Below are 22,082 nucleotides of genomic sequence, written 5' to 3' on the forward strand. Positions count from 1 at the left end.
ACCCCGGGCCGCCCCCGGGGTGGTCAGCCCTCCAGCCGGCGCACCCCCGAGGGCGTCAACACCGCCCGCACCAGCCGGTCATGGGGCTCGTGGGGGACGACCGGGAGCAGCTCCTCGTCGTACAGCAGCACCACCAGCGCCGGGTCCACCCCGGCCGCGTCCAACCGGGCCAGCACCCGGTCGTAGCTGCCGCCGCCCCGACCCAGCCGGTGCCCCGCCCCGTCCACCGCCAGCCCCGGCAACAGCACCACCTCCGCCCCGGTCACCGCCGCCACACCCAGCCGTGGCCCCACCGGCTCCCACAACCGCATACGCCCCGGGAGCTGGCTGGGCGCCAGCCGGTCCGGCCCCTCGTAGGGCGCCCAGTCCAGGTCGTCGTCCCCCCGCAACACCGGCAGCAGCACCCGCACCCCGTCTGTCCACAACGCGTCCAGCAACGGCCCGGTGGGGGGCTCGCCGCCCACCGAGACGTAGGCGGCCACCGTGGCGGCCCCGGCCAGTTCCGGCAGTTCCCGCCCCCGCAGGGCCAGCAGCCGCCCCGCCTCGGCACGCTCTCGCTCCGGCCGACGGGACCTGGCCGCCAGCAACTCCCGTCGCCACTCCCGCTTGTCGCGTCCGGCCCCGGTCACGTTCACCCCTCCGTCGTTCCCCGGCTTCTCCCACGCCCCCGGGCAGGGAGACGGCCGGCCCTGTCACAGGACGTTTCCGACTCTTCACGGACCCTTATCCTGCGCATAATCCCAGCCGCTATCGTGCTGGTCATGACTAGCTCACGACCCCGGATCAGCAAGGCCGTCATCCCCGCCGCGGGACTGGGAACCAGATTCCTGCCCGCGACCAAGGCGACCCCCAAGGAGATGCTGCCGGTCGTCGACAAACCCGCGATCCAGTACGTGGTCGAGGAGGCCGTCACCGCCGGCCTCCCCGACGTGCTCATGGTCACCGGGCGCAACAAGCGCCCGCTGGAGGACCACTTCGACCGCAACTACGAACTCGAAGAGGTCCTGCGCAGCAAGGGCGACGTCCACAAGCTCGACCGGGTCCAGGAGTCCAGCGACCTGGCCACCATGCACTACGTGCGCCAGGGCGACCCCAAGGGACTGGGCCACGCCATCCTGTGCGCCGCCCCCCACGTCGGCGACCAGCCCTTCGCCGTACTCCTCGGTGACGACCTGATCGACCCCCGCGACCCCCTGCTGACCCACATGGTGCGGGTGCAGGAGGAGCGCGGGGGCAGCGTGATCGCCCTGATGGAGGTCGAGCCCGCCAGCATCCACCTCTACGGGTGCGCCGCCGCCACCCCCACCCACACCCCCGACGTGGTCCAGGTCTCCGACCTGGTCGAGAAGCCCTCCCCGGCGGAGGCTCCCAGCAACCTGGCGATCATCGGCCGCTACGTGCTGGACCCCGGTGTCTTCGAGGTGCTCCGCAAGACCGAGCCCGGACGCGGGGGCGAGATCCAGATCACCGACGCCCTCCAGGCCATGGCCGCCGACCCCACCCTCGGCGGGCCGGTGCACGGCGTGGTCTTCCGGGGCCGCCGCTACGACACCGGTGACCGTGGCGACTACCTGCGGGCGATCGTCCGCCTCGCGTGTGAACGTGAGGACCTGGGGCCGGAGTTCAGGGCCTGGCTGCGCGAGTATGTGGCCGGGGAGATGGCGGGTCCCCTGGAAGACTAGGTCGTACGCCGGAGGCCCGCCGACCGGCATCGACAGCGAGAGGGAGAGCCAGTGGAACGTACCTGGTCCGTGGACGAGCACCTGCGGGACGTCCTGGAGGCGGTCCACCCACTGGAACCCATCGAGCTGCAGATCCTGGACGCCCAGGGATGCGTGCTGGTCGAGCGGGTCACCGTCCCCACCTCGTTGCCCCCCTTCGACAACAGTTCCATGGACGGCTACGCGGTCCGGGTGGTCGACGTGGAACAGGCCGACGAGCAGTACCCGGCCACCCTCCGGGTGGTCGACGACGTCGCCGCCGGCAGCGGCCCCGGACAGCCCCTCGAACCCGGGGAGGCGGCACGCATCATGACCGGTGCGCCCCTCCCCGAGGGCGCCGAGGCCGTCGTCCCGGTGGAGTGGACCGACGGCGGCACGGGGGAGGGGCCCGCCGACTCCATGCGCCCCCACTCCGAGGCGCCTGAGGCCGCCCGGGGCGAGGTCCGGGTCTTCCGCCCGGTCACGGCCGGCCAACACGTACGGGAACAGGGCAGCGACGTCACCGCCGGCGCGACCGCGCTGGAGGCCGGCACCGTGCTCGGCGCCCCGCAGATCGCCCTGCTCGCCGCCATCGGCCGGGCCACCGTACGGGTGCGCCCCCGCCCCCGGGTCGTGGTGCTCTCCACCGGCAGCGAACTGAGGCCCCCCGGGGACGAGTTGGAGCACGGCCAGATCCACGACGCCAACAGCTTCGCCCTCACCGCCGCCGCCCGCGCCGCCGGCGCCATCGCCTACCGCGTCGGCGCCGTCTCCGACGACGCCGACGTCCTGCGCGCCACCATCGAGGACCAGCTGGTCCGCGCCGACCTGGTGGTCACCAGCGGAGGGGTGAGCGTCGGCGCCTACGACGTGGTCAAGGAGGCCCTGGCCGAGATCGACGACGCCGAGGGGTACATGGACTTCCGCCGGCTGGCCATGCAGCCGGGCAAACCCCAGGGCTTCGGACTGATCGGCGTCGACCGCACCCCCCTGCTCGCCCTGCCCGGCAACCCGGTCAGCGCCTACGTCTCCTTCGAGCTGTTCGTCCGGCCGGTCATCCGCGCTCTGATGGGACAGACCCCGCTGTACCGCGAGACGGTCATCGCCCGCCTGGTCGCGGACCGGCCCCTCACCTCGCCCAAGGAGAAGCGGCAGTACCTCCGCGCCACCCACCGGGACGGCGAGGTCACCCCGGTCGGCGGCGCCAGCTCCCACCTGGTGGCCGCGCTCGCGCAGGCCAACGCCCTGATCGTGGTGCCGGAGGACACCAGCGAGGTGGCCCCCGGCAGGCAGGTCGACGTCATCCCGCTGGACTGAGCCGGGCGACCCGGGCCACGACGCCCCGGGCTGGCGCTGCCGACCCCGGGGGAGGCCCGGTACCGTAGCTGCCCATGAGCACCCAGCCGGACCGACTGACGCACCTCGACGAGCGGGGTACGGCACGGATGGTCGACGTCAGCGCGAAGGAGGTCACCTCCCGTACCGCCACGGCCACCGGCCGGGTCCGGGTCTCCCCCCGGGTCCTCGCCCTGCTGCGGGGCGAGGACGACCAGACGCTGCCCAAGGGAGACGCCCTGGCCACCGCCCGTATCGCGGGCATCATGGGTGCCAAGAAGACCTCCGAGCTGATCCCGCTGTGCCACCCGCTGGCGCTGTCCCAGGTCACCGTCGACCTCGACCTGGAGCCCGACGCCGTCGCCGTCACCGCCACCGTACGGACCACCGACCGCACCGGAGTGGAGATGGAGGCGCTCACCGCCGTCTCGGTCGCCGCCCTGACCCTGGTCGACATGGTCAAGGCCGTGGACAAGGGCGCCGTCATCAGCGAGGTGCGGGTGGAGGAGAAGACCGGCGGCAAGTCCGGTGACTGGAGGCGTCAGGGATGACCGAGCCCACCCTCCGCGCCCTGGCGGTGACCGTCTCCAACCGCGCCGCCGACGGCGTCTACGCCGACCAGGGCGGCCCCCTGCTGGTGGAGGCCCTCGACAGCTGGGGCTTCCGTACCGACGGGCCCAGCGTCGTGCCGGACGGCGAACCGGTGGAGCAGGTGCTGCGCGCGGCGGTGGCCTCCCGTTACGACGTGGTGCTCACCACCGGCGGTACCGGTATCTCCCCCACCGACCTCACCCCGGAGATGACCCGCCGGGTGCTCGACCACGAGATTCCCGGCATCCCCGAGGCCCTGCGCGCCGCCGGGACGCGCAAGGTCCCCACCGCCGCCCTCTCCCGTGGGCTGGCCGGTGTCGCCGAGGGCACCCTGATCGTCAACCTCCCCGGCTCCACCGGCGGGGTACGGGACGGAATCGAGGTACTGGCCGCGTTGTTGCCCCATGCCGTGGACCAGATCCGTGGCGGCGACCACTCCCGGGGAGCACACCCCTGAACGCCGTCTGGCCGGTGGAGTTGGCGGACGGCGAGGTGGCTCTCCGCCCCATCAGGGTGCGCGACGGCAAGGCCTGGCGGGAGGTCAACCAGCGCAACCGCGACTGGCTGCGCCCCTGGGAGGCCACCATTCCCCCCGGCCTCGTCGGTACGCCCACCCCCTCCCGCCCCAGCTACCGCCAGATGGTCCGCCACCTGCGGGCCGAGGGGCAGGCCGGGCGGATGATGCCGTTCGTGGTGGTCCACCAGGGGCGCCTGGTCGGCCAGTTGACCGTCGCCGGTATCACCTGGGGCTCCATGTGCTCGGCGCACATCGGCTACTGGATCGACCGCGCGGTCGCCGGTCAGGGCGTGATGCCCACGGCGGTGGCGCTGAGCGTGGACCACTGCTTCCGTACGGTGGGCCTGCATCGGGTGGAGATCTGCATCCGCCCGGAGAACGCCCCCAGCCTGCGCGTGGTGCAGAAGCTCGGTTTCCGGGACGAGGGCCTCCGCCCGCGCTACCTGCACATCGACGGTGCCTGGCGGGACCACCGGATCTTCGCGCTGACCTCGGAGGAGGTGCCGGACGGGCTGCTGCGCCGCTGGCGGCAGGTGAACCGGGGCGACACGAGCGGAATGAAATAGACGTTCGACAGTCAGCGAACGGCCTTGAAAATGGCGCCACTTGAGCATATTTCGTTCACTGGAACTGACGCTTTGGTGAAAAAACCTTGAGTTATCGGCCAGATCGTGCGACACGCCACGCCAATCGGCGGATGCGATCCACGCGTTGCCTCTACGGTGGGGCGTGTGAGTAGCAGCGGCCTTTTCTACGCAGTCATCGTCGGGGCGTGGGCCGCCTATCTGGTGCCGATGTGGCTCCGCAGGCAGGACGAACTCAACGAGGCCCGACCGACGGAACGTTTCAGCACGGCGATCCGTCTGCTGTCCCGCAAGGGAGCCATGGAACGGCGCTACCACCGGGACGCCGAACGCCGTGAGGAGAGCCAGGTCATTCCCCTCACCGCCGACGGACTCCCTCCCGCTGGTGCCGTCGCCGAGGACCCCGAACCCTCCACGGAGGGCGCCGGCATCGACAAGGTCGACCTCAGGGGATACGCCAGCCCCAAGACGATCGTCCGCCGGCCCGTCGACCCCCCGGTCGTCGAGGAACTCGCGGACCGGGAGGAGACCGAGGAGCCGGAGCCGCACGAGGAGGAGGCGTCCGCACCCGCCGCCACTCCCGAGCGCGGCAAGCGGGCCCAGGTGCTGGCCCGGCGCCGGCGCACCACCATGGTGCTCTTCCTCGCCTTCACCCTCGGCTCCGTCGTCGCGGCGGTCGGGGGCATCCGCTTTCTGTGGGCACCCGCCGTCCCCGCCGTACTCCTCAGCGCCTACATCGCCCACCTCCGGGCCAGCGAACGACGGCGCTTCGCCGTCACCATGGACCGGCAGCGCGGCGAGGAGGCCGCTCGACGGCTGAAGGCCCGCAGGGGCCATGGCGAGGAGCACCCGGCCGACCCGACGCCCGCCCCCCGGAAGCCGGCCCGACGGGAGTCCTCGCGCCGGGCGGTGGTCGAACAGACCGACCACGCTGAGTGGGTCGACCAGCAGCGCGACAGCCGACGGCGCCCCGGCGAGGAGGGCTGGGAGCCGGTACCGGTACCACTGCCCACCTACGTCAACGCCCCGGTCGCCCCCCGCAACACCGAGGGCGTGGACCTGGACGGCCCGGACACCTGGAGTTCGGCCCGCTCCACCAGCGTCGACGACGGCGAGGACCGGCAACCCCGAGGCTCGCGCCGCCCCCGCCCGCCACGTGCACCCCGGGAGTCCACCCCGCTGTTCGACCAGTACGCCGGCGCCGACGACGACCCCGGGTCCGAGGGGACGGCCGAAGAGGGCCACCGTCGGGCCAGCAACGAGTGAGTCCTTCCCGGGCCTGGTGGGCGCGCTGACAACCAATTTCCCGGCGTCCTGGGCGGGATGCTAAGGTTTCCACCGTCGCGAGGGCCTGTAGCGCAGTCTGGTAGCGCATCTCGTTCGCAACGAGAGGGTCAGGGGTTCAAATCCCCTCAGGTCCACCGCAGGTCAGAGCCCCCGACCGATCTCAGGATCGGTCGGGGGCTCTGTCGTGCTGGAGGCGGGTGGTTGCGGCCTTGCCGCTCACCCGTAGCCGTTACTGTCCCACTCGTCCGTCGACGCACTCCCGCAGGAGGTCGGCGTGGCCGCAGTGACGGGCGTACTCCTCGATCATGTGGACCAGGAGTTCCCGGACGGCGATGTTCTGCCTGCCCAACCGCTCGCCCAGGTCCGGGTGTTGGGCCAGAGCGGTGTCGATCTCGGCCTGTTCGCTGGCCAGCGCGGCGAAGGCGGCGTCCACCTCCGCCTGGTCGGGGACGGCTCCGTTGAAGTCGCCGTCGTTCTCGTCGTAGAGCGTCGGCAGCGGGTCGCCGTGGCTGATCCAGTTGCGCCAGTCCCGTTCCACCTCGGCGAGGTGCCGGACCAGGCCGAGCAGCGACATCGTCGAGGGAGGAACGGAGCGCCGGGCCATCTGCTCCGCGTCGAGGCCCTCGCACTTCATCCGTAGGGTCATGCGGTAGCTGGTGAGGAAGTCGAGCAGGGTGGGCAGTTCGCCGTCCGGGCTGGCGCTGTCGCTGTCCCGGGGGTCGTCGTCAGGGTCGACCCACATGTCGGTGTACCGGGTCGCCTGGGTCCATCGTGTGGGTTCGCCGCTCATGGGGTCATGCTCGCCCGTGGTCTCCGGTACCGCCACTGGTTTTCCTCGCCGACGGCCGGGGCGCGCCTCCCCGCTCGTGTGGTGTCGGGTTCCGTCCCCGCCCCGGGGGAAGGGCGGGGACGGAAGGCGTCGGGGTCAGCCCCCGGTGACGCTCCCGGTCAGCTGGCGGTCCGAGCCGGAGCCCTGGCTGATCTGGATCTTGCGGGGCTTGGCGCGTTCGGCGACCGGGATGCGCAGGGTCAGTACACCGGCCTCGTACCCGGCGTCGATGCGCTCGGTGTCGAGGGTGTCGCCGAGGAAGACGCGGCGGGTGAACTGTCCGACGGGGCGTTCGTTGGCGACACGCTCCGCGCTCTCGGGGGCGGGGGAGCGGCGCTCGGCCTTGATGGTGAGCACGTTCCGCTCGACGTCGATGTCCACGCTGTCCGGGTCCACGCCTGGCAGGTCCAGGTGGATCACGAAGGCGTCCCCGTCGCGGTAGGCGTCCATGGGCATACCGGGGGCGCCCGCCTGGGGGCCGAAGACCTGCTGGGTGAGGCGGTCGATCTCCCGGAACGGGTCCGTACGCATAAGCATCACCGTCATCTCCTTCCGTAGCGCGGTTGGTGCGATGCCCTGTGCCTTCTTATATACCTCCTGGCCGGAAAGTTGACAAGCTGATGCTCAAGTTTGGTGAGCGCCGCCATCCTGGCCTGCGTGGACGCCCCTGCCACGGTGGACGGATCCATGGAGGCAGAACGGGAGGGCGAGCAGGGTCAGCGCACTGGCCCCCCACAGCAGCGGGCGGTGGCCGACCGCGCCCAGCAGGGCGGCGCCCGCCCCCAGGGCGAGGGCGTTGGGGGCGAAGACCAGGGAGCCGGCCGTGGCCGAGGCCCGCCCCAACAGGGGCTCGGGCACCTCCCGTTGCACGGCGGTGAGGGCGGCGACCAGCGCGCAGGGCAGCCCCAGCCCGACCAGGGCGCTGCCCCAGAGGGCGAGGTCGACGGAGGGGGTCGTACGTAGCAGTACGCCGACGGTGAAGGTGACCGTTCCGGCGCCGGCGAAGAGGTGTTCCGGCAGCCGTCGCAGCAGGGGCCCGGCCAGCGTTCCACTGAGTGCCGAACCGGCGCCCTGGACCGCGTAGAGGGTGCCGGCGAACTCGGGGCGGCGGCCCAGCCCCTCGTCGATCACGGCGTACACGGCGGCGCCGTTGACGCCGGCGAGGAACAGGGTGACGGCGGCGACCGTGACCAGGCGGCGCGGCGCCGGGTGGCGCCACAACTCCCGTGCCCCCTCGGTCGCCTGGGCCGTCCAGGGGCGCCGTTCGGGGGCGGGGGTGGGTTCGGTGTCCCGGATGAGGGCGAAGGCGAGGGTGGCCAGGGCGAAGGTGGCCGCGTCCAGCAGGGCGACCGCGTGGCCGCCGAACCGGACGAACAACTGGGCGCCGACGACCGGGGCGAGGACCTTCATGCCCTCGTTGGCGGTGAGTCGCAGCCCGTTGAAGTGGCCGCGCAGCGCGGACGGTACGGCCTGGGCCACCAGTGCGGCCTCGGCGGAGTCGGTCAGGACCGAGGCGCAGCCGTACACCAGCAGGACGAGCAGCAGCAGGGGTGTCCAGGCGCCGGAGGTCACCAGGCACAGGGTGGGCAGTAGCAGGGCCAGGGCGAGGTGGACCCGGATCAGCAGGGCGCGGCGACGCTGGCGGTCGGCGAGGGCGCCCAGCCAGGGCCCGACGAGCAGGGGTGCCCAGACGCAGAAGGTGGCCAGGGCGGCGAGCGAGCTGGAGCCGGTGAGGGACTTCGCCCACACTCCGGCGACCAGGGCCATGGCGGAACTGCCGAAGCCGGACACCAGTACCGCGCCCAGCAGGAGCCGGGCCGTCCGGTCGGCCAGTACCTGACGTGTCGCCCCACCCATCGCCGCCCCCTTCGCGGGGGCGGCGGCGCCCCCGCCCGTTCGTCGGAACCGGGAGCAAGGCTGGGGCTGAGCGGGGCGCCGTACATCGGCAGTGCGCCCTATCCGGGGTGCCCATCCGTGCGGTCGGGGGGACTTATGTCTCCGGCCGGGGGTGCCTACCGGCCGGGCGGGCCGGACTCAGTGGCGCGCGGGGCCGCCGGGGTCACAGGGGCTTGGCGTAGTGGCGGCTGTCCTCGTAGTCGCGGTAGAAGCCGAAGGGCTTGGTGGGTTGGTAGCCGCTGGACTCGTACAGCGCGATCGCCTCGGGTTGCTCCAGCCCGGTCTCCAGCACCATGCGGGTACGGCCGGCCCGGCGGGCGTCCTCCTCCAGCGCGGCCAGCAGTCGCCGGGCCAGCCCCCGCCCCCGTGCCTCGGCGGTGACGAACATCCGCTTGATCTCGGCGTCTCCGGGGGAGTACCCCTCCGCCTCGTCCTCGATGACCCGCCAGCCGCCGGTGGCGACCGGGCGTCCCTCGTCGCGGACCAGCAGGTACAGCCCTCGCGGGGGGACGAACATCGCGGGGTCCAGGGGGGTGAGGTCGACGTCTCCGTAGCGTTCTACGTACTCCCGCTGCACCAACTCGTCCAGGGCGATGGCGTCGGGGTGGTCGTAGGGAACCGGGGATATCCGCATATCGGCATGGTACGGACGGCTGGTACGGGACCGCCCGGGGAGGTCGATAGGGTGCCGGAATGCGCACTGTGACGACGGTCAACGTGAACGGTCTGCGGGCCGCCGCCAAGAAGGGCTACCTGGAGTGGTTGGCGACCACCGAAGCGGACGTGGTCTGCCTCCAGGAGGTGCGTGCCGAGTCCCACCAGCTCACCGGGGAGGTACGGGAGCCGGAGGGCTGGTACCCGTTCTACGCCCCCTCCTCCCTCAAGGGGCGGGCCGGGGTGGCGGTGCTCACCCGCAGGGAGCCGGAGCGGGTGCAAGTGGGGTTCGGCGTGCCGGAGTTCGAGGAGTCGGGGCGCTACCTGGAGGTGGACCTGCCCGGCCTTACGGTGGCCAGCCTCTACCTTCCCTCGGGCGAGGTCGGCACCGAACGGCAGGAGGAGAAGGAGCGCTTCATGGCCGGCTTCCTCCCCTACCTGGTCCAACTGCGCCAGCGGGCCGCCGAGTCGGGGCGCGAGGTGCTGGTGTGCGGCGACTGGAACATCGCCCACCGCGAGGCGGACCTGAAGAACTGGCGCGGCAACCGGAAGTCCTCGGGCTTCCTGCCCGAGGAGCGGCAGTGGATGACCTCGGTGTTCGACGAGGCCGGCTACGTGGACGTGGTCCGTGCCCTGCACCCCGACGTGGAGGGACCCTACAGCTGGTGGTCCTATCGGGGGCGGGCTTTCGACAACGACTCGGGCTGGCGGATCGACTACCAGGTGGCGTCGCCGGGGTTGGCGGGGCGGGCGGTCAAGGCGCAGGTGGAGCGGGCCGCCAGTCATGCTGATCGGTGGAGTGACCACGCGCCGGTGACGGTGGCTTTCGAGGGTTGAGGGCCTGGGGGTGTCCCCGTCGGTCGGGGGTCAGTCCGGCTCGTGGGGTGGGTCGGGGGGTGACGCGCCCAGTCGGTCCGGTGGTGGTCCTATCGGGGGCGGGCTTTCGACAACGACTCGGGCTGGCGGATCGACTACCAGGTGGCGTCGCCGGGGTTGGCGGGGCGGGCGGTCAAGGCGCAGGTGGAGCGGGCCGCCAGTCATGCTGATCGGTGGAGTGACCACGCGCCGGTGACGGTGGCTTTCGAGGGCTGAGGTCCTGGGGGTGTCCCCGTCGGTCGGGGGTCAGTCCGGCTCGTGGGGTGGGTCGGGGGGTGACGCGCCCAGTCGGTCCAGTTCGCCGCGTACCCGACGGTCCAGGGCGAGGGACACCTCGGCCTCCAGTACCTGCTTGGCCAGGGGGCGCAGGCGTTCCAGGGACTCGGCGACCGCCTCGGCGTTCTCCGGGGTGAGCTGCGGCGGCAGCAGGTGTTCGCGGGTGACGCGGGTCAGTGCGTCGGCGATGGCGTCGGCGTGGGCCCGCACCTCGCGGCCGGCGTCCAACACCGCTCCCAGGGGCAGCCCCTCGCGTACCAGGGCGGCCGAGGCCTCCAGCAGACGGCGGCTGACGTGGACGAACTCCTCACCGTCCACGGAGATGTAGCCGATCTCCAGGGCGGCGGTGAGGTTCTCCGGGGTGACGGAGTCCTCGTAGTACTCGGCCAGGGTCTCGGGGCTGAGGCGTACCTCGGTCTCCTCGGAGAAGGGCACGTCGACCGTCGGTTCCAGGCCCAGCAGTTGGGCGGCTCCCCGGGAGTCGCGGCCCTCCTCGAAGGCCCCGATCAGGTCCGCGATGCCGCCGAGGGTGTGGCCGCGTTCCAGCAGGGTGGTGATGGTGCGCAGCCGGGACAGGTGGCGGTCGTCGTACCAGGCGATGCGGCCCTGCCGGCGGGGTGGCGGCAGCAGTCTGCGTTCGCGGTAGAAGCGCAGGGTCCGGGTGGTGATGCCGGCCTTGGCGGCCAGTTCCTCGGCCCGGTACTCCGGGTGGGCGGGAGGGGCGTCGGCTCCGGCCGGTTCCGGTGGGTCGACGGGGCCCCGCCCCCGTCGAGGGGCGTCCGCCCGGTCACGCGATTCCTTGTCGGCCACGGGGCCCACACTATGTGACCGCTTCGAGGGGGTCGCCTGGAGCGGGGAAGGAGGTCGGTGCCCAGATCGGGGGCCGCCGGCGGGGTCGGTCAACCACCCCTGGGGGCGGGGGAGTTGGGCGGGGTGAGCGGTGGTCGCGGTACGGGTGGTGGGCGGTGGCGGGTGGTTTCGCGGGGCCGGCCGTTAAACCGCCGGTAACTTTCTTCCGCGTGACCCCTACCGATCAGTATGGGCTTGACCTACCCTCCTCATTGTGCCAGTGAATGCTGGCGCGATGGGTGAATCGGGAGGTGCGAGATGGCCGAACACGAACATGTGCGCGTGGCGGTGATCGGATCCGGCTTCGGGGGACTGGGCGCGGCCGTTCGGCTACGGCGCGCGGGCGTGACCGACTTCGTGGTCCTGGAACGGCGCGACTCGGTCGGCGGCACCTGGCGGGACAACAGCTACCCCGGCTGTGCCTGCGACGTGCCCTCCCACCTGTACTCCTTCTCCTTCGCACCCAACCCCGACTGGCCCCGCAACTTCTCCGGCCAGGAACACATCCGCGCCTACCTGGAACGGGTCGCCGACACCTTCGGGCTGCGCCCGCACATCCGCCTGCGCCACGAGGTCACCCAACTCACCTGGGACACCGAGGAACTGCGCTGGGTGGTGGAGACCTCCCAGGGCACCGTCCTCGCCGACGTGGTGGTGTCCGCCACCGGACCGCTGTCCGACCCCAAGGTCCCCGACATTCCCGGACTGGACGGGTTCACCGGCCAGGTCTTCCACTCCGCCCAGTGGGACCACGACTTCGACCCGACCGGCAAGCGGGTCGCCGTCATCGGCACCGGGGCGTCCGCCATCCAGATCGTCCCCGCCATCCAGCCCCAGGTCGGCCGGCTGACCCTCTTCCAGCGCACCCCGGCATGGGTGATGCCCCGCATGGACCGGGAGATCAGCGGTGCCGAACGCTGGCTGCACCGCAACCTGCCGGTGACCCGCTCGCTGCGGCGGGGGCTGCTGTGGGGCATCCGGGAACTCCAGGTCGGGGCGTTCACCAAGCACCCCGGACAGCTGGGCCTCACCGAGAAGCTGGCCCTGGCCCACATGCGGCGGGCCGTCAAGGACCCGGAACTGCGGCGGCGGTTGACCCCCGACTACCGCATCGGATGCAAGCGCATCCTGCTGTCCAACAGCTACTACCCGGCCCTGGCACGGCCCAACGTGGACCTGGTCGCCTCCGGGCTGAGGGAGGTGCGGGGCAACACCCTGGTCGCCTCGGACGGTACCGAGGTCGAGGCGGACGCGATCGTCTTCGGCACCGGCTTCCACGTCACCGACATGCCGATCGCCCAGCGGGTCAAGGGCGCCAGCGGCCGGACGCTGGCCGAGGAGTGGCGGGACGGCATGGAGGCGCTGCGTGGCTGCACCGCCGCCGACTTCCCCAACTTCCTCACCGTGATCGGCCCCAACACCGGCCTGGGCAACAGCTCGATGATCCTGATGATCGAGTCCCAGCTGAACTACCTGGTCGACTACGTGCGGCAACTGGACGCCCTGGGCGGCCGGGTGGCGCTCAGCCCCCGCAGGGGAGCGGTCGACCGCTGGAACGACCACGTGCAGCGGCGGATGCAGCGCACCGTGTGGAACACAGGTGGCTGCGACAGCTGGTACCTGGACGCCAACGGCCGCAACACCACGGTCTGGCCCGGTACCACCGCCGAGTTCCGGCGGGCCACCCGGCAGGTGGACCTGGAGGAGTACGAGGTGTTGCGACAGGAACGACCCCGCCCGAGGGCGGCGGACCACGGCGAGCACAGTGAGGTGGCGGTATGAGCGGACACGGCGGCAGGCTGCGGGGACGGTACGCCCCACCCGTACCGGCCGGTGAGCTGACGGCGACCTCCGCCGACGGCTCCCGGCTGTACGTCCAGACCCACGGCCGCAAGGGCGACCCCACCGTGGTGCTGGTGCACGGCTGGTGCTGCTCCACGGTGTTCTGGGCGCCGGTCATCCGGGACCTGGTCGCGCGGGGGCACCGGGTGGTGGCCTACGACCAGCGGGGTCACGGCCGTTCACCCCTGCCCGACTCCGGGCTGTACGGCAGCTCGGTGCTGGCCGACGACCTGTGCGCGGTGCTGGACGCCGCCCTCGACGAGGGTGAGCGGGTGGTCCTCGGCGGCCACTCCATGGGCGCGATGACCCTGATGGCCGCCGCCCGCCGGCCCCAGTTCACCGAGCACGCCGCCGCCCTGATGCTGTGCAGCACCGGGGCGCACCGGCTGGTCGGGCAGGCCACCGTGGTGCCCTTCGGCCGGCCCCGGCTGCGTACCTGGCTGCAACGGAGGCTGCTGAACTCCAGCCTGCCGATGGGCCCGGTCACTCCGGTCAGCCAGGCCGTGCTGAAGTACGCGATCATGGGCCCGGACTCCACCCGGGAGCAGGCGCGGGCCTCGGCCACCGTGGTGCAGGCCACCGACCGCAGGTCCCGCGCGGCCTGGGGTCGGGTGCTCAACCGGCTGGACCTCTCGGCGGAGGTGCCCCATCTGACCCAGCCCACCCGGGTGTTGTTCGGCACCTCGGACAAGCTGACCCCGCAGCGGCACGGGGCGGAGCTGGCCGACTGGCTGCCGCGCTGCGAGGGCGGGCTCCAACTGATGCCGGGGCGCGGCCACATGACGCCCACGGAGGAACCGGACACCGTCACCGAGGCGCTGGTGGACCTGGCGCGGCGGTACCTGTCGCCCGGGGAAGCCGACGCGGCGGAGGCGACCAGCACGGTGGAGGGGGACGCGGCATGACCGTACGCACGCTGGACGGACAGGTCGTGGTGGTGACCGGTGCGGCCCGGGGAGTGGGTGAGTTGCTGGCCCGCAAGCTGGCCGCCCGGGGCGCCCGCATCGCCCTGGTGGGGCTGGAGCGGGAGGCGTTGAAGGAGGTGAGCGCGGCCCTGGACACCGACTCCGACCACTGGTTCGCGGACGTCACCGACGCGGACCGGATGGCCGAGGTGGCGGCCGGGGTGAAGGAGCGGTTCGGCCGGGTGGACGTGGTGGTCGCCAACGCCGGGGTGGCCACCGGCGGGCCGCTGATCGACTCGGACCCCGACTCCTGGCGCCGGGTGATCGAGGTCAACCTCATCGGCGGCGCGGTCACCGCCCGGGCCTTCCTGCCCCAACTGGTCGACTCCCGGGGGTACTTCCTCCAGATCGCCTCCCTGGCGGCGATGACCCCGGCGCCGATGATGAGCGCCTACTGCGCCTCCAAGTCCGGTACCGAGGCCTTCGCCCACTGCCTGCGGGCCGAGGTCGCGCACAAGGGCGTACGGGTCGGTGTCGGCTACCTCAGCTGGACCGACACCGACATGGTGCGCGGGGCCGACGAGGACGAGGTGATGCGGGACCTGCGGCAGCAGCTTCCCTGGCCGGCCAACAAGACCTATCCGCTGGGGCCCTCGGTGGACCGGCTGGTGGACGGCGTCCACCGCAGGTCGGCCCATGTCTACGGACAGTGGTGGCTGCGGGGGATGCAGGGCGTCCGCCCCTACCTGCCCTCACTGATCACCCTGGTCGGCAAGGGGAGGATGCGGAACTTTGAGCCACGGCTGCGCGCCCAGGGGGTGCGTACCGGCCTGGTGGGCGCCGGGGGAGCGGCCGACGAGGCCGACCGGACGGCGGGCCCCGCGCGCTGAGCGGGCCCGGGGGACGGCGACGGGCGGGGACGCGTGCCCCCGGTGTGAGGGGGAGGCGCGTTCCCGCCCGGATCGCTTGAGCGTCCTCAGGCTCCTCGGCGGTCGTCCCCCTCGTCCATCCCGTCCATGTTTCCTCGGCGGGAGCGTTGCGGGTCGTCGGAGCCGGAGCGCCGGTCCCGGTCGGACTGGCCGCCCATGTCGTCCGCCATGCCGCTGTCGCCCATCTCGCGCTGCTCGCGGGTCATGTCGCCGGAGCCGCCGCTCATGCCGCCCCGGTCGGACTGGCCCATGTCACCGGAGCCGCCGCCCGAGCCGCTTCCACCCATGCCGCCCCGGTCGGACCGGCCACCCATGTCACCGCTGGTACCGCTTCCGCCCATGCCGCCGCCCTGGTCCATGCCCTGACGGCGCATGTCCTGGGAGCCCTGCTCCTGGCCCATCTCGCCACCCTGGCCGACGTCCCGCTGCTCCCTCTGCTCGCGCCGCTGGTCGTCGTCCCGGTCGCCGCCGCCCATCTGCTCCTGTGCGCGGTTCTTCAGCTCTTCCTTCTTCTCGTTGAACTTGTCTCCGAGGCCCATGACTGTCTCCCAGGGGTGCGTGAGTGGGTTGGACCCGTCAAGCCTGGCATGTGGGAAAAACATCCGCATTCCGGGCTTTACGGTCCCGCTTTCCGCCCCGGAACGCCTGGCCCAACTCCGGTCAGCGCGGCGGCAGTCGGGGGCGTCGGCGGTCGGGCACCTTGCTGTAGTCGGGAGGAGTGGACGCCGGATGGCGTTCCAGGAGCCCGAGCACGGTGCGTACCGCCTCCGACAGCACCGTGTAGCGGCCCTCGGCCCAGTCCAGGGGGCCGCGCAGGGCCTCCAGGTCGGGGCTGACCCCCTCGTTCTCCACACTCCAGCCGTAGGCGTCGAACCAGGCGGCGTTCATCGGCACCGTGATCACCGAACCGTCGCCCAGCCGGTGCCGCCCGGTCACCCCGACCACGCCGCCCCAGGTACGGGTGCCCACCACCGGCCCCAGCCCCAGCAGCTGGAAGGCGGCGGTGATCATGTCACCGTCCGAGGAGGTGGCCTCGTCGGCCAGTGCCACCACCGGACCCCGGGGGGCGTTGCTGGCGTACGAGACCGGCTGGGCGTTGCGGGTGAGGTCCCAGCCCAGGATGGTCCGGGTCAGCTTCTCGATCACCAACTCGCTGATGTGGCCGCCGGCGTTGCCCCGTACGTCGACGATCAGTGCCGGACGGGACACCTCCATCCGCAGGTCGCGGTTGAACTGGGCCCACCCCGAGCCGCCCATGTCGGGGATGTGGAGGTAGCCGCAGCGGCCCCCGCTCAGTTCCCGCACCACCTCGCGGCGGGAGGCCACCCAGTCCTGGTACCGCAGGGGGCGTTCGTCCACCAGCGGCACCACCGCCACCCTTCGGGGTGGGCGGCGTCCCTCGGCGTCCGGTTCGCCGGCGAAGGTCAGTTCCACGGTGGTGGCCGCCGCCCCGGCCAGCAGCGGACCGGGTCCGGCCACCGGGTCCACCGGGCGGCCGTCGACGTGGGTGAGCAGGGCCCCCTCGCGCACCCCGGTACCGGCCAGGGGCGAACGGGCCTTGGAGTCCGAGGAGTTGCCGGGGAGCACCCGGGTCAGCCGCCAGCCCTCCGGGGCGCGGTCGAGGTCGGCGCCCAGCAGGCCGATCGCCCGCTGGTAGTGGGGCGGGCCCTCGTTGCGCCGGGCCGGGGTGACGTAGGCGTGCGAGGTGCCGAGTTCGCCCAGTACCTCGCGCAGCAGGTCGGCGAACTCCTCGGGGGAGGCGACCCGTTCGACCAGGGGGCGGTACTGGTCCAGTACGGCCGCCCAGTCGATCCCGCACATGCCCGGGTCCCAGAAGTAGGCGCGGATCAGGCGTCCGGCCTCCTCGTAGGACTGGCGCCACTCGGCGGCCGGGTCCACCTCGTGCTGGATGCGGCGCAGGTCGATGGAGGTGGTGGTGTCCAGGTCGGCCAGCTCGTCGGCGGGGACCACCCGCAGACTGCCGGCGTCGTTGACCACCAGCCGGCTGCCGTCGCCGCTCACCGCGAACCAGTCGACCCCGGAGGTGAGTTCGGTCCGTTTGGCCCGGGTGAGGTCGAAGTGCTCCAGGGTGGGCCGGCCGGAGGTGTCGGCCGGGTTGACGAAGGTCTCCCCGAGCGCGCCCGAGATCGGGTACCGCAGCCAGATCAGTCCGCCCCCGCTCACCGGGCGCAGGGCCGAGTACTTGGAGGCGGCGACCGGGAAGGGGGTGACCCGGTTCTCCAGCCCCTCCGCCTCCACCAGCACCATGCCGTACTCCCCACCGGAGTCGTCCGGGTCCAGCCCGCCCGCCGCCGGCCGGCCCTCGGCCGACAGCGCGAACGGGGAGTGGGTGGCCGAGGACAGCGGTACCAGGTAGGGCCGGCAGCCCAGGGGGAAGGACAGGTCGCCGGTGTGGACGTCGTACACCGGGTCGAAGCCGCGCCAGGACAGGAACGCCAGGTAGCGGCCGTCCTGGGTGAACACCGGCTGCTCGTCCTCGAACCGGCCGTTGGTCACGTCCAGGACGGAGGAACAGGCGGCGCCCTCCGCCGTGCGCGGGTCGCTCAGCTTCGCGATCTTGATCTGGCTCAGCGAGCGACCCACTCCGGGGTGGGCCCAGGCCAGCCACTGGGAGTCGGGGGAGAACGCCAGGTCGTGCACCGGGCCGTTCACCGAGTCGATCAGCTCGCTGACCTCCCCCTCGCCCTCCTCGGAGGCGTCCACCAGCAGCAGCCGCCCGTCGTGGGAGGCCACCGCCAGGGTGCGGCCGTCCGGGGAGGCCACCAACTCCCGTGCCCTGCCCAGCCGTCCGGCCGCCAGCCGCCGGGGCGTTCCCGGGCCCGAGGCGCGGGGGAGGTAGGCCACCTCGATGGCGTCCTCGCCCTCGGCGTCGGTGAGGTAGGCGATCCGTCCGGTGTCCCCCAGCATCTCCGGCAGCCGTACCCGTACGCCGGGGGTGTCGGCGATGGTGCGTGACGGCCCGTCCCGGTGGGTGAGCCAGTAGAGGCTGCCCCGTACGCAGACCGCGCTGGCCCGGCCGGTGGTGTCCACGGCCAGGGAGTCCAGGTGGTTGGCGGCCGGCACCTGGTAGCGCCGCCGCCCGGCCCGGGGGCCGCCCAGCCGTACCCGCAGCCTGCGCGGCACGGCCGTGGGGGACAGGTCCTCGACCAGCCACAGGTCGCCGGCGCACTGGTAGACGACGCGGTGGCCGTCGGTGGCCGCGTGGCGGGCGTAGAAGTCGGCGTGGTCGGTGTGCCGGCGCAGGTCGGTACCGTCCGTACGGCAGGAGTAGAGGTTGCCCACCCCCTCGTGGTCGGAGAGGAAGGCGACGCGTCCGGCCACCAGCATCGGACAGTCCAGGTGTCCGTACAGGCCGGGCAGCAGCCGTTCGCCGTCCAGCCACAGCCGCCCGATGGCGCCGCCCCGGTAGCGCTTCCAGCCCGCCGGCTCGTGCGGGGGCGTACCGGTCAGCAGCAGGGTGCGACGCCGGCCGTCCACCTCCCGCATCGCCACCCCCGAGCAGGGCCCCCAGGGCAGCCGGGTCCCCGGGCCACCCTCGGGGGCGACCCGGTAGGCCCAGCTGAAGTACGAGAAGGGCTGGCCGTGCGAGCTGACGGCCAGGATGTCGGCCCGGTCCTCGGCGTCCGGCGGGGTCCAGCCGCACACCCGGGTGTCCGGCGAGCCCCAGTAGCTCAGCCGTACCGCCGGCCCGCCCTCCACCGGGGCGAGGTGGATCTCCGGGTCGAGGCTGCGCCAGGTGGTGAAGGCGACCCGGGTGCCGTCCGGGGAGAACCGGGGGTGCCCGATCCGGGTGCGGTCCACGGTCAGCCGCCAGGCCCGGCCGGGTTCGTCCCCCTCCTCGGGCAGGGGGGCCACCCACAGGTCGTCCTCGGAGGCGAAGCACAGCAGGTCGCCGTGGAGGTGGGGGAAGCGCAGGTAGGCGCCGCCGTCGGCCGGGCCCGGCGCGCGGTCGCCCTCGGCGTCCGGGGCGGAACCGGTGCGGTTCGGTCGGCTGGTGGGAGGGGTCACCTCCGCACCGCCCCGGCCGTCGCCTTCCCCGGTGGCCGTTGGTGCTGGAACCGGAAGGTTTCGGGTGGTGTATGCCGCTTCGCCTGCTTCGCCTCTCCTGGTGCTTTCGTCACGCGTACCATGCTTGGTGCGGACGCCTCAGGCGGCAACTTGTGATCTGACTCACGTTGCGGCGCGCTTGTCATCCAGATTCCCACAAGCTGGCGTCATTTGACATGGAGTGACGCCACCTTGCGAGAGCTGCCGCCCGTCGTCGGATCCCGCTGGGTGCGTCCACTCCCGTACCCCCGCACCTCGGAGACCGGAGACTCACAGACGTGGCCACGTTTCTCTACAGGCTTGGCCGACTCGCGTTCCGACGACGCATCATCGTCGCCCTTGCCTGGGTGGCGCTGTTGATCGGGGCCGGAGTCGGCGCATCGACCGCATCCACCCCACCCGACGACGAGTTCACGTTGCCCGGCACCGAGTCGCAGGAGGTCTTCGACCTGCTCGACGAACGCTTCCCGGGCGCCGCCTCCGACGGCGGCACCGCGCGCATCGTCTTCCAGGCTCCCGACGGGCAGAAGATCACCGCCACCGACAACAAGGAGGCGGTGCGCGACACCCTCGGCCAGCTCAAGGGCAAGGAGACGGCGAACATCGCCGACCCCTACCAGGGCAAGACCATCAGCAAGGACGGTCGTACCGCCTACGCCCAGGTCACCTACAAGGTGCCCGGCAACGAGCTGGAGGACAGCACCCGGGACCAGATCAAGGACGCCGCGGAGAGCGGGCGGAAGGCCGGGCTGACCGTCGAGACCGGCGGTGACGCCCTGTTCGCCGAGCCCGACATGGGCCACGGTGAGATCATCGGCATCGCCGTGGCGGCCGTGGTCCTCATCATCACCTTCGGCTCCCTGGTGGCCGCCGGTCTGCCGCTGATCACCGCCCTGGTCGGCGTCGGAATCGGTGTCATGTGCATCACCGCCCTCGGCGCCACCCTGGGCCTGTCCGCCATCACCAACACCCTGGCGATGATGATCGGGCTGGCGGTCGGTATCGACTACGCCCTGTTCATCGCCTCCCGCTACCGCGCCGAACTCCAGGAGGGCCGGGACCACGAGGAGGCCGTCGGACGTGCCGTGGGTACGGCCGGGTCGGCCGTGGTGTTCGCCGGCCTGACCGTCGTCATCGCCCTGACCGGCCTCGCCGTGGTCAACATCCCGCTGCTGACCAAGATGGGTCTGGCAGCGGCCGGCACCGTGGTGATCGCGGTACTGGTGGCCATCACCCTGGTGCCCGCCGCCCTGGGGCTGGTCGGCAAGCGCATCTTCGGACGCCGGGTACGCAAGGCCAACCCCGAGACCGGGGTGCCGGCCACGGACTCCCACTCCAAGCGGGGCGCGGGCGAGCGCTGGGCCGGCTTCGTGCTCCGGCGCCCGATCATGGTGCTGGTGACCGCCGTCCTGTCGCTGGGCGTCCTGGCGGTTCCGGTCGCCAGCATGACCCTGGGCCTGCCGGACGAGGGCAGCCAGCCCGAGGACACCACCCAGCGCAAGGCCTACGACCTGGTGTCGAAGAACTTCGGCCCCGGGGTCAACGGCCCTCTGCTGGTGGTGCTGGACCTCAAGGACAGCGAGAACCCCCAGCGGGCCACCGAGCAGGTCACCCAGACCGTGAAGCGGGTCAAGGGGGTCGCCCAGGTGCCCCCGGCGCAGTTCAACAAGAACCGCGACGCGGCCACCATCCCGGTCATCCCCAAGACCGGCCCGGGGGACGCCGAGACCGAGGACATCGTCCACGACATCCGGGACCGTGCCGACAAGCTCCGTTCGGACACCGGCGCCGAGGTGCGGGTGGGCGGCATGACCGCCGCCGGTGTGGACTTCTCGGTACAGCTGAACGACGCCCTGGCTCCCTACCTGGCCCTGGTGGTCGGACTCGCCTTCCTCCTGCTGATCCTGGTGTTCCGTTCGGTGCTGGTGCCGGTGAAGGCGGCCCTGGGCTTCCTGTTCTCGGTGCTCGCCGCGCTGGGCACGGTGGTCGCGGTCTTCCAGTGGGGCTGGCTGGCCAACCTCATCGGCGTGGAGCAGACCGGGCCGATCATGAGCCTGATGCCGATCTTCATGGTGGGCGTGATCTTCGGCCTGGCCATGGACTACGAGGTCTTCCTGGTCACCCGCATGAGGGAGGCCCATGTCCACGGGGAGTCCCCGGACGAGGCCATCACCTCGGGCTTCAAGCTGGGAGCCCGGGTGGTCACGGCCGCCGCGATCATCATGATCAGCGTCTTCGCCGGGTTCATCGGCGCCTCGGAGCCCATGATCAAGATGATGGGCTTCGGCCTCGCGGTGGCCATCCTGCTGGACGCCTTCCTGGTGCGGATGGCCGTGGTGCCGGCCGTACTGGCCCTGCTCGGGGAGAAGGCCTGGTGGCTGCCCCGTTGGCTGGACCGGGCGTTGCCCAACGTGGACGTGGAGGGCGAGAAGCTGCGTCAGCACCTGGAGCCGGAGCAGGCCCCGGGCGCGGTGGACGACCGGAGGTTGGAACGGACCTCGGGGCGCTGACCCCGCGTACTCCGACATGTCCTGGAGGGCCCGCACCCCGGTTTCCGGCCGGGGGCGGGCCCTCCGCCGTGGGTGGGCGCGCGGCGTCGTACCCCGACGCGGGGCCGCCCAGAGTGGGGTCCGCCCGGGGTGCGGATCGGAAGGCCGGTGGACCCCCGGTGGGCTGCCGGAGGGGCTTGTCCGCCCGTCCGGGGGCCGCGTACGGCGGGGCGCTGGTGCGCGGGTCCGTAGCCCGGCGGCGACCTGCTCGCCCGGGGCCCCTCAGGTGGCGGTGCGCGCGGGGGAGTGGGGCGAGCGGTGTGCTGGCGCGGTACCGAGGTGGAGGCCCGGCGTGGTGACGACGTACGCCGTGGTCAGGCTCGCGGGGAGGGGCGTACCCGGGTCGTGCCGGGGGTGTGCGCGCCTCTGTTGACAACTTTGCGCTCTTGCGAGTC

The 22,082-nt window shown here is 72.3% G+C and carries 19 protein-coding genes, 1 tRNA gene and 1 pseudogene; 13 read left to right on the forward strand and 8 right to left on the reverse strand.

Annotated elements, in window-relative coordinates; all coding sequences use genetic code 11:
• Positions 1-23 precede the first annotated feature (23 nt).
• Positions 24-635: a 5-formyltetrahydrofolate cyclo-ligase gene (locus tag ABZT14_RS01980; RefSeq protein ID WP_356295490.1), complete on the reverse strand. Its 612-nt coding sequence runs from the start codon at positions 633-635 to the stop codon at positions 24-26.
• Positions 636-761: 126 nt separating this feature from the next.
• On the opposite strand from ABZT14_RS01980, the gene galU reads away from it, so the two are divergent.
• The 7 genes from galU (at position 762) to ABZT14_RS02015 (ending at position 6,148) form a co-directional block, all read left to right on the forward strand.
• Positions 762-1,682, forward strand: a complete 921-nt coding sequence (gene galU, locus ABZT14_RS01985; protein ID WP_356295494.1) for a UTP--glucose-1-phosphate uridylyltransferase GalU — start codon at positions 762-764, stop codon at positions 1,680-1,682.
• Positions 1,683-1,733: 51 nt separating this feature from the next.
• Complete coding sequence (gene glp / locus ABZT14_RS01990; protein WP_356295497.1) at positions 1,734-3,017, forward strand: gephyrin-like molybdotransferase Glp; 1,284 nt, start codon at positions 1,734-1,736, stop codon at positions 3,015-3,017.
• Positions 3,018-3,091: 74 nt separating this feature from the next.
• Positions 3,092-3,586, forward strand: a complete 495-nt coding sequence (moaC, locus tag ABZT14_RS01995; protein ID WP_356295500.1) for a cyclic pyranopterin monophosphate synthase MoaC — start codon at positions 3,092-3,094, stop codon at positions 3,584-3,586.
• A complete protein-coding gene (locus tag ABZT14_RS02000; RefSeq protein ID WP_356295503.1) occupies positions 3,583-4,083 on the forward strand; it encodes a MogA/MoaB family molybdenum cofactor biosynthesis protein in 501 nt (166 codons plus the stop codon). The genes moaC and ABZT14_RS02000 overlap by 4 nt, the downstream gene beginning before the upstream one ends.
• Positions 4,084-4,097: 14 nt before the next feature.
• Positions 4,098-4,709 (forward strand): GNAT family protein, encoded by a 612-nt coding sequence (locus ABZT14_RS02005; RefSeq protein WP_356295506.1) that lies wholly within the window; start codon positions 4,098-4,100, stop codon positions 4,707-4,709.
• 165 nt (positions 4,710-4,874) lie between these two features.
• Positions 4,875-5,993: a gephyrin-like molybdotransferase receptor GlpR gene (glpR, locus tag ABZT14_RS02010; protein WP_356295509.1), complete on the forward strand. Its 1,119-nt coding sequence runs from the start codon at positions 4,875-4,877 to the stop codon at positions 5,991-5,993.
• A gap of 81 nt (positions 5,994-6,074) precedes the next feature.
• A tRNA-Ala gene (locus tag ABZT14_RS02015) sits at positions 6,075-6,148 on the forward strand.
• A gap of 95 nt (positions 6,149-6,243) precedes the next feature.
• On the opposite strand, the gene ABZT14_RS02020 is transcribed toward ABZT14_RS02015, so the two are convergent.
• The 4 genes from ABZT14_RS02020 to ABZT14_RS02035 form a co-directional block, all read right to left on the reverse strand.
• Complete coding sequence (locus tag ABZT14_RS02020; protein ID WP_356295512.1) at positions 6,244-6,804, reverse strand: DinB family protein; 561 nt, start codon at positions 6,802-6,804, stop codon at positions 6,244-6,246.
• A 135-nt stretch (positions 6,805-6,939) separates the two neighbouring features.
• Complete coding sequence (locus ABZT14_RS02025; protein ID WP_356296996.1) at positions 6,940-7,380, reverse strand: Hsp20/alpha crystallin family protein; 441 nt, start codon at positions 7,378-7,380, stop codon at positions 6,940-6,942.
• A gap of 87 nt (positions 7,381-7,467) precedes the next feature.
• Positions 7,468-8,700, reverse strand: a complete 1,233-nt coding sequence (locus ABZT14_RS02030) for an MFS transporter (RefSeq protein ID WP_356295514.1) — start codon at positions 8,698-8,700, stop codon at positions 7,468-7,470.
• A 202-nt stretch (positions 8,701-8,902) separates the two neighbouring features.
• On the reverse strand, positions 8,903-9,373 hold the full coding sequence (locus ABZT14_RS02035) for a GNAT family N-acetyltransferase (RefSeq protein WP_356295517.1): 471 nt from the start codon (positions 9,371-9,373) through the stop codon (positions 8,903-8,905).
• Positions 9,374-9,432: 59 nt separating this feature from the next.
• Between ABZT14_RS02035 and ABZT14_RS02040 the strand changes: the two genes are divergently transcribed.
• On the forward strand, positions 9,433-10,230 hold the full coding sequence (locus tag ABZT14_RS02040; RefSeq protein WP_356295520.1) for an exodeoxyribonuclease III: 798 nt from the start codon (positions 9,433-9,435) through the stop codon (positions 10,228-10,230).
• Positions 10,231-10,311: 81 nt separating this feature from the next.
• Positions 10,312-10,485: pseudogene (locus ABZT14_RS02045) on the forward strand (exodeoxyribonuclease III); the annotation flags it as partial.
• A gap of 30 nt (positions 10,486-10,515) precedes the next feature.
• Here ABZT14_RS02045 and ABZT14_RS02050 read toward each other — a convergent pair.
• Complete coding sequence (locus ABZT14_RS02050) at positions 10,516-11,355, reverse strand: MerR family transcriptional regulator (protein WP_356295523.1); 840 nt, start codon at positions 11,353-11,355, stop codon at positions 10,516-10,518.
• A gap of 297 nt (positions 11,356-11,652) precedes the next feature.
• Between ABZT14_RS02050 and ABZT14_RS02055 the strand changes: the two genes are divergently transcribed.
• Genes ABZT14_RS02055 through ABZT14_RS02065 form a run of 3 tightly spaced genes read left to right on the forward strand, consistent with a single transcriptional unit; the run spans position 11,653 to position 15,031 of the window.
• Positions 11,653-13,176, forward strand: coding sequence for an NAD(P)/FAD-dependent oxidoreductase (locus ABZT14_RS02055; RefSeq protein WP_356295525.1), 1,524 nt, complete (start codon positions 11,653-11,655; stop codon positions 13,174-13,176).
• Positions 13,173-14,141 (forward strand): alpha/beta hydrolase, encoded by a 969-nt coding sequence (locus ABZT14_RS02060; RefSeq protein WP_356295528.1) that lies wholly within the window; start codon positions 13,173-13,175, stop codon positions 14,139-14,141. Before ABZT14_RS02055 ends, ABZT14_RS02060 begins: the two co-directional genes overlap by 4 nt.
• Positions 14,138-15,031 (forward strand): SDR family oxidoreductase, encoded by an 894-nt coding sequence (locus tag ABZT14_RS02065; RefSeq protein ID WP_356295531.1) that lies wholly within the window; start codon positions 14,138-14,140, stop codon positions 15,029-15,031. The genes ABZT14_RS02060 and ABZT14_RS02065 overlap by 4 nt, the downstream gene beginning before the upstream one ends.
• 86 nt (positions 15,032-15,117) lie before the next feature.
• Here the strand turns inward: ABZT14_RS02065 and ABZT14_RS02070 are convergent, their stop codons facing one another.
• A complete protein-coding gene (locus tag ABZT14_RS02070; RefSeq protein ID WP_356295534.1) occupies positions 15,118-15,609 on the reverse strand; it encodes a hypothetical protein in 492 nt (163 codons plus the stop codon).
• 121 nt (positions 15,610-15,730) lie between these two features.
• Positions 15,731-19,006, reverse strand: a complete 3,276-nt coding sequence (locus ABZT14_RS02075) for a S41 family peptidase (protein WP_356296999.1) — start codon at positions 19,004-19,006, stop codon at positions 15,731-15,733.
• Positions 19,007-19,416: 410 nt separating this feature from the next.
• Between ABZT14_RS02075 and ABZT14_RS02080 the strand changes: the two genes are divergently transcribed.
• The gene (locus ABZT14_RS02080) at positions 19,417-21,648 is read left to right on the forward strand and encodes an MMPL family transporter (protein ID WP_356295537.1); all 2,232 of its coding nucleotides are present in this window, start codon (positions 19,417-19,419) and stop codon (positions 21,646-21,648) included.
• Positions 21,649-22,082 lie beyond the last annotated feature (434 nt).

It is taken from the genome of Streptomyces sp. NPDC005438 (assembly GCF_040606315.1).
Taxonomy (GTDB): domain Bacteria; phylum Actinomycetota; class Actinomycetes; order Streptomycetales; family Streptomycetaceae; genus Streptomyces.

Bases quoted from the DNA above. Each gene is read 5' to 3' on its own strand.
- ABZT14_RS02060 (WP_356295528.1), top strand. From the start codon at position 13,173: ATGAGCGGACACGGCGGCAGGCTGCGGGGACGGTACGCCCCACCCGTA.
- moaC (WP_356295500.1), top strand. From the start codon at position 3,092: ATGAGCACCCAGCCGGACCGACTGACGCACCTCGACGAGCGGGGTACG.
- ABZT14_RS02070 (WP_356295534.1), bottom strand. From the start codon at position 15,609: ATGGGCCTCGGAGACAAGTTCAACGAGAAGAAGGAAGAGCTGAAGAAC.
- ABZT14_RS02020 (WP_356295512.1), bottom strand. From the start codon at position 6,804: ATGAGCGGCGAACCCACACGATGGACCCAGGCGACCCGGTACACCGAC.
- ABZT14_RS02030 (WP_356295514.1), bottom strand. From the start codon at position 8,700: ATGGGTGGGGCGACACGTCAGGTACTGGCCGACCGGACGGCCCGGCTC.
- ABZT14_RS02035 (WP_356295517.1), bottom strand. From the start codon at position 9,373: ATGCGGATATCCCCGGTTCCCTACGACCACCCCGACGCCATCGCCCTG.
- ABZT14_RS02040 (WP_356295520.1), top strand. From the start codon at position 9,433: ATGCGCACTGTGACGACGGTCAACGTGAACGGTCTGCGGGCCGCCGCC.
- ABZT14_RS02025 (WP_356296996.1), bottom strand. From the start codon at position 7,380: ATGCTTATGCGTACGGACCCGTTCCGGGAGATCGACCGCCTCACCCAG.
- ABZT14_RS02065 (WP_356295531.1), top strand. From the start codon at position 14,138: ATGACCGTACGCACGCTGGACGGACAGGTCGTGGTGGTGACCGGTGCG.
- galU (WP_356295494.1), top strand. From the start codon at position 762: ATGACTAGCTCACGACCCCGGATCAGCAAGGCCGTCATCCCCGCCGCG.
- ABZT14_RS02055 (WP_356295525.1), top strand. From the start codon at position 11,653: ATGGCCGAACACGAACATGTGCGCGTGGCGGTGATCGGATCCGGCTTC.
- ABZT14_RS02000 (WP_356295503.1), top strand. From the start codon at position 3,583: ATGACCGAGCCCACCCTCCGCGCCCTGGCGGTGACCGTCTCCAACCGC.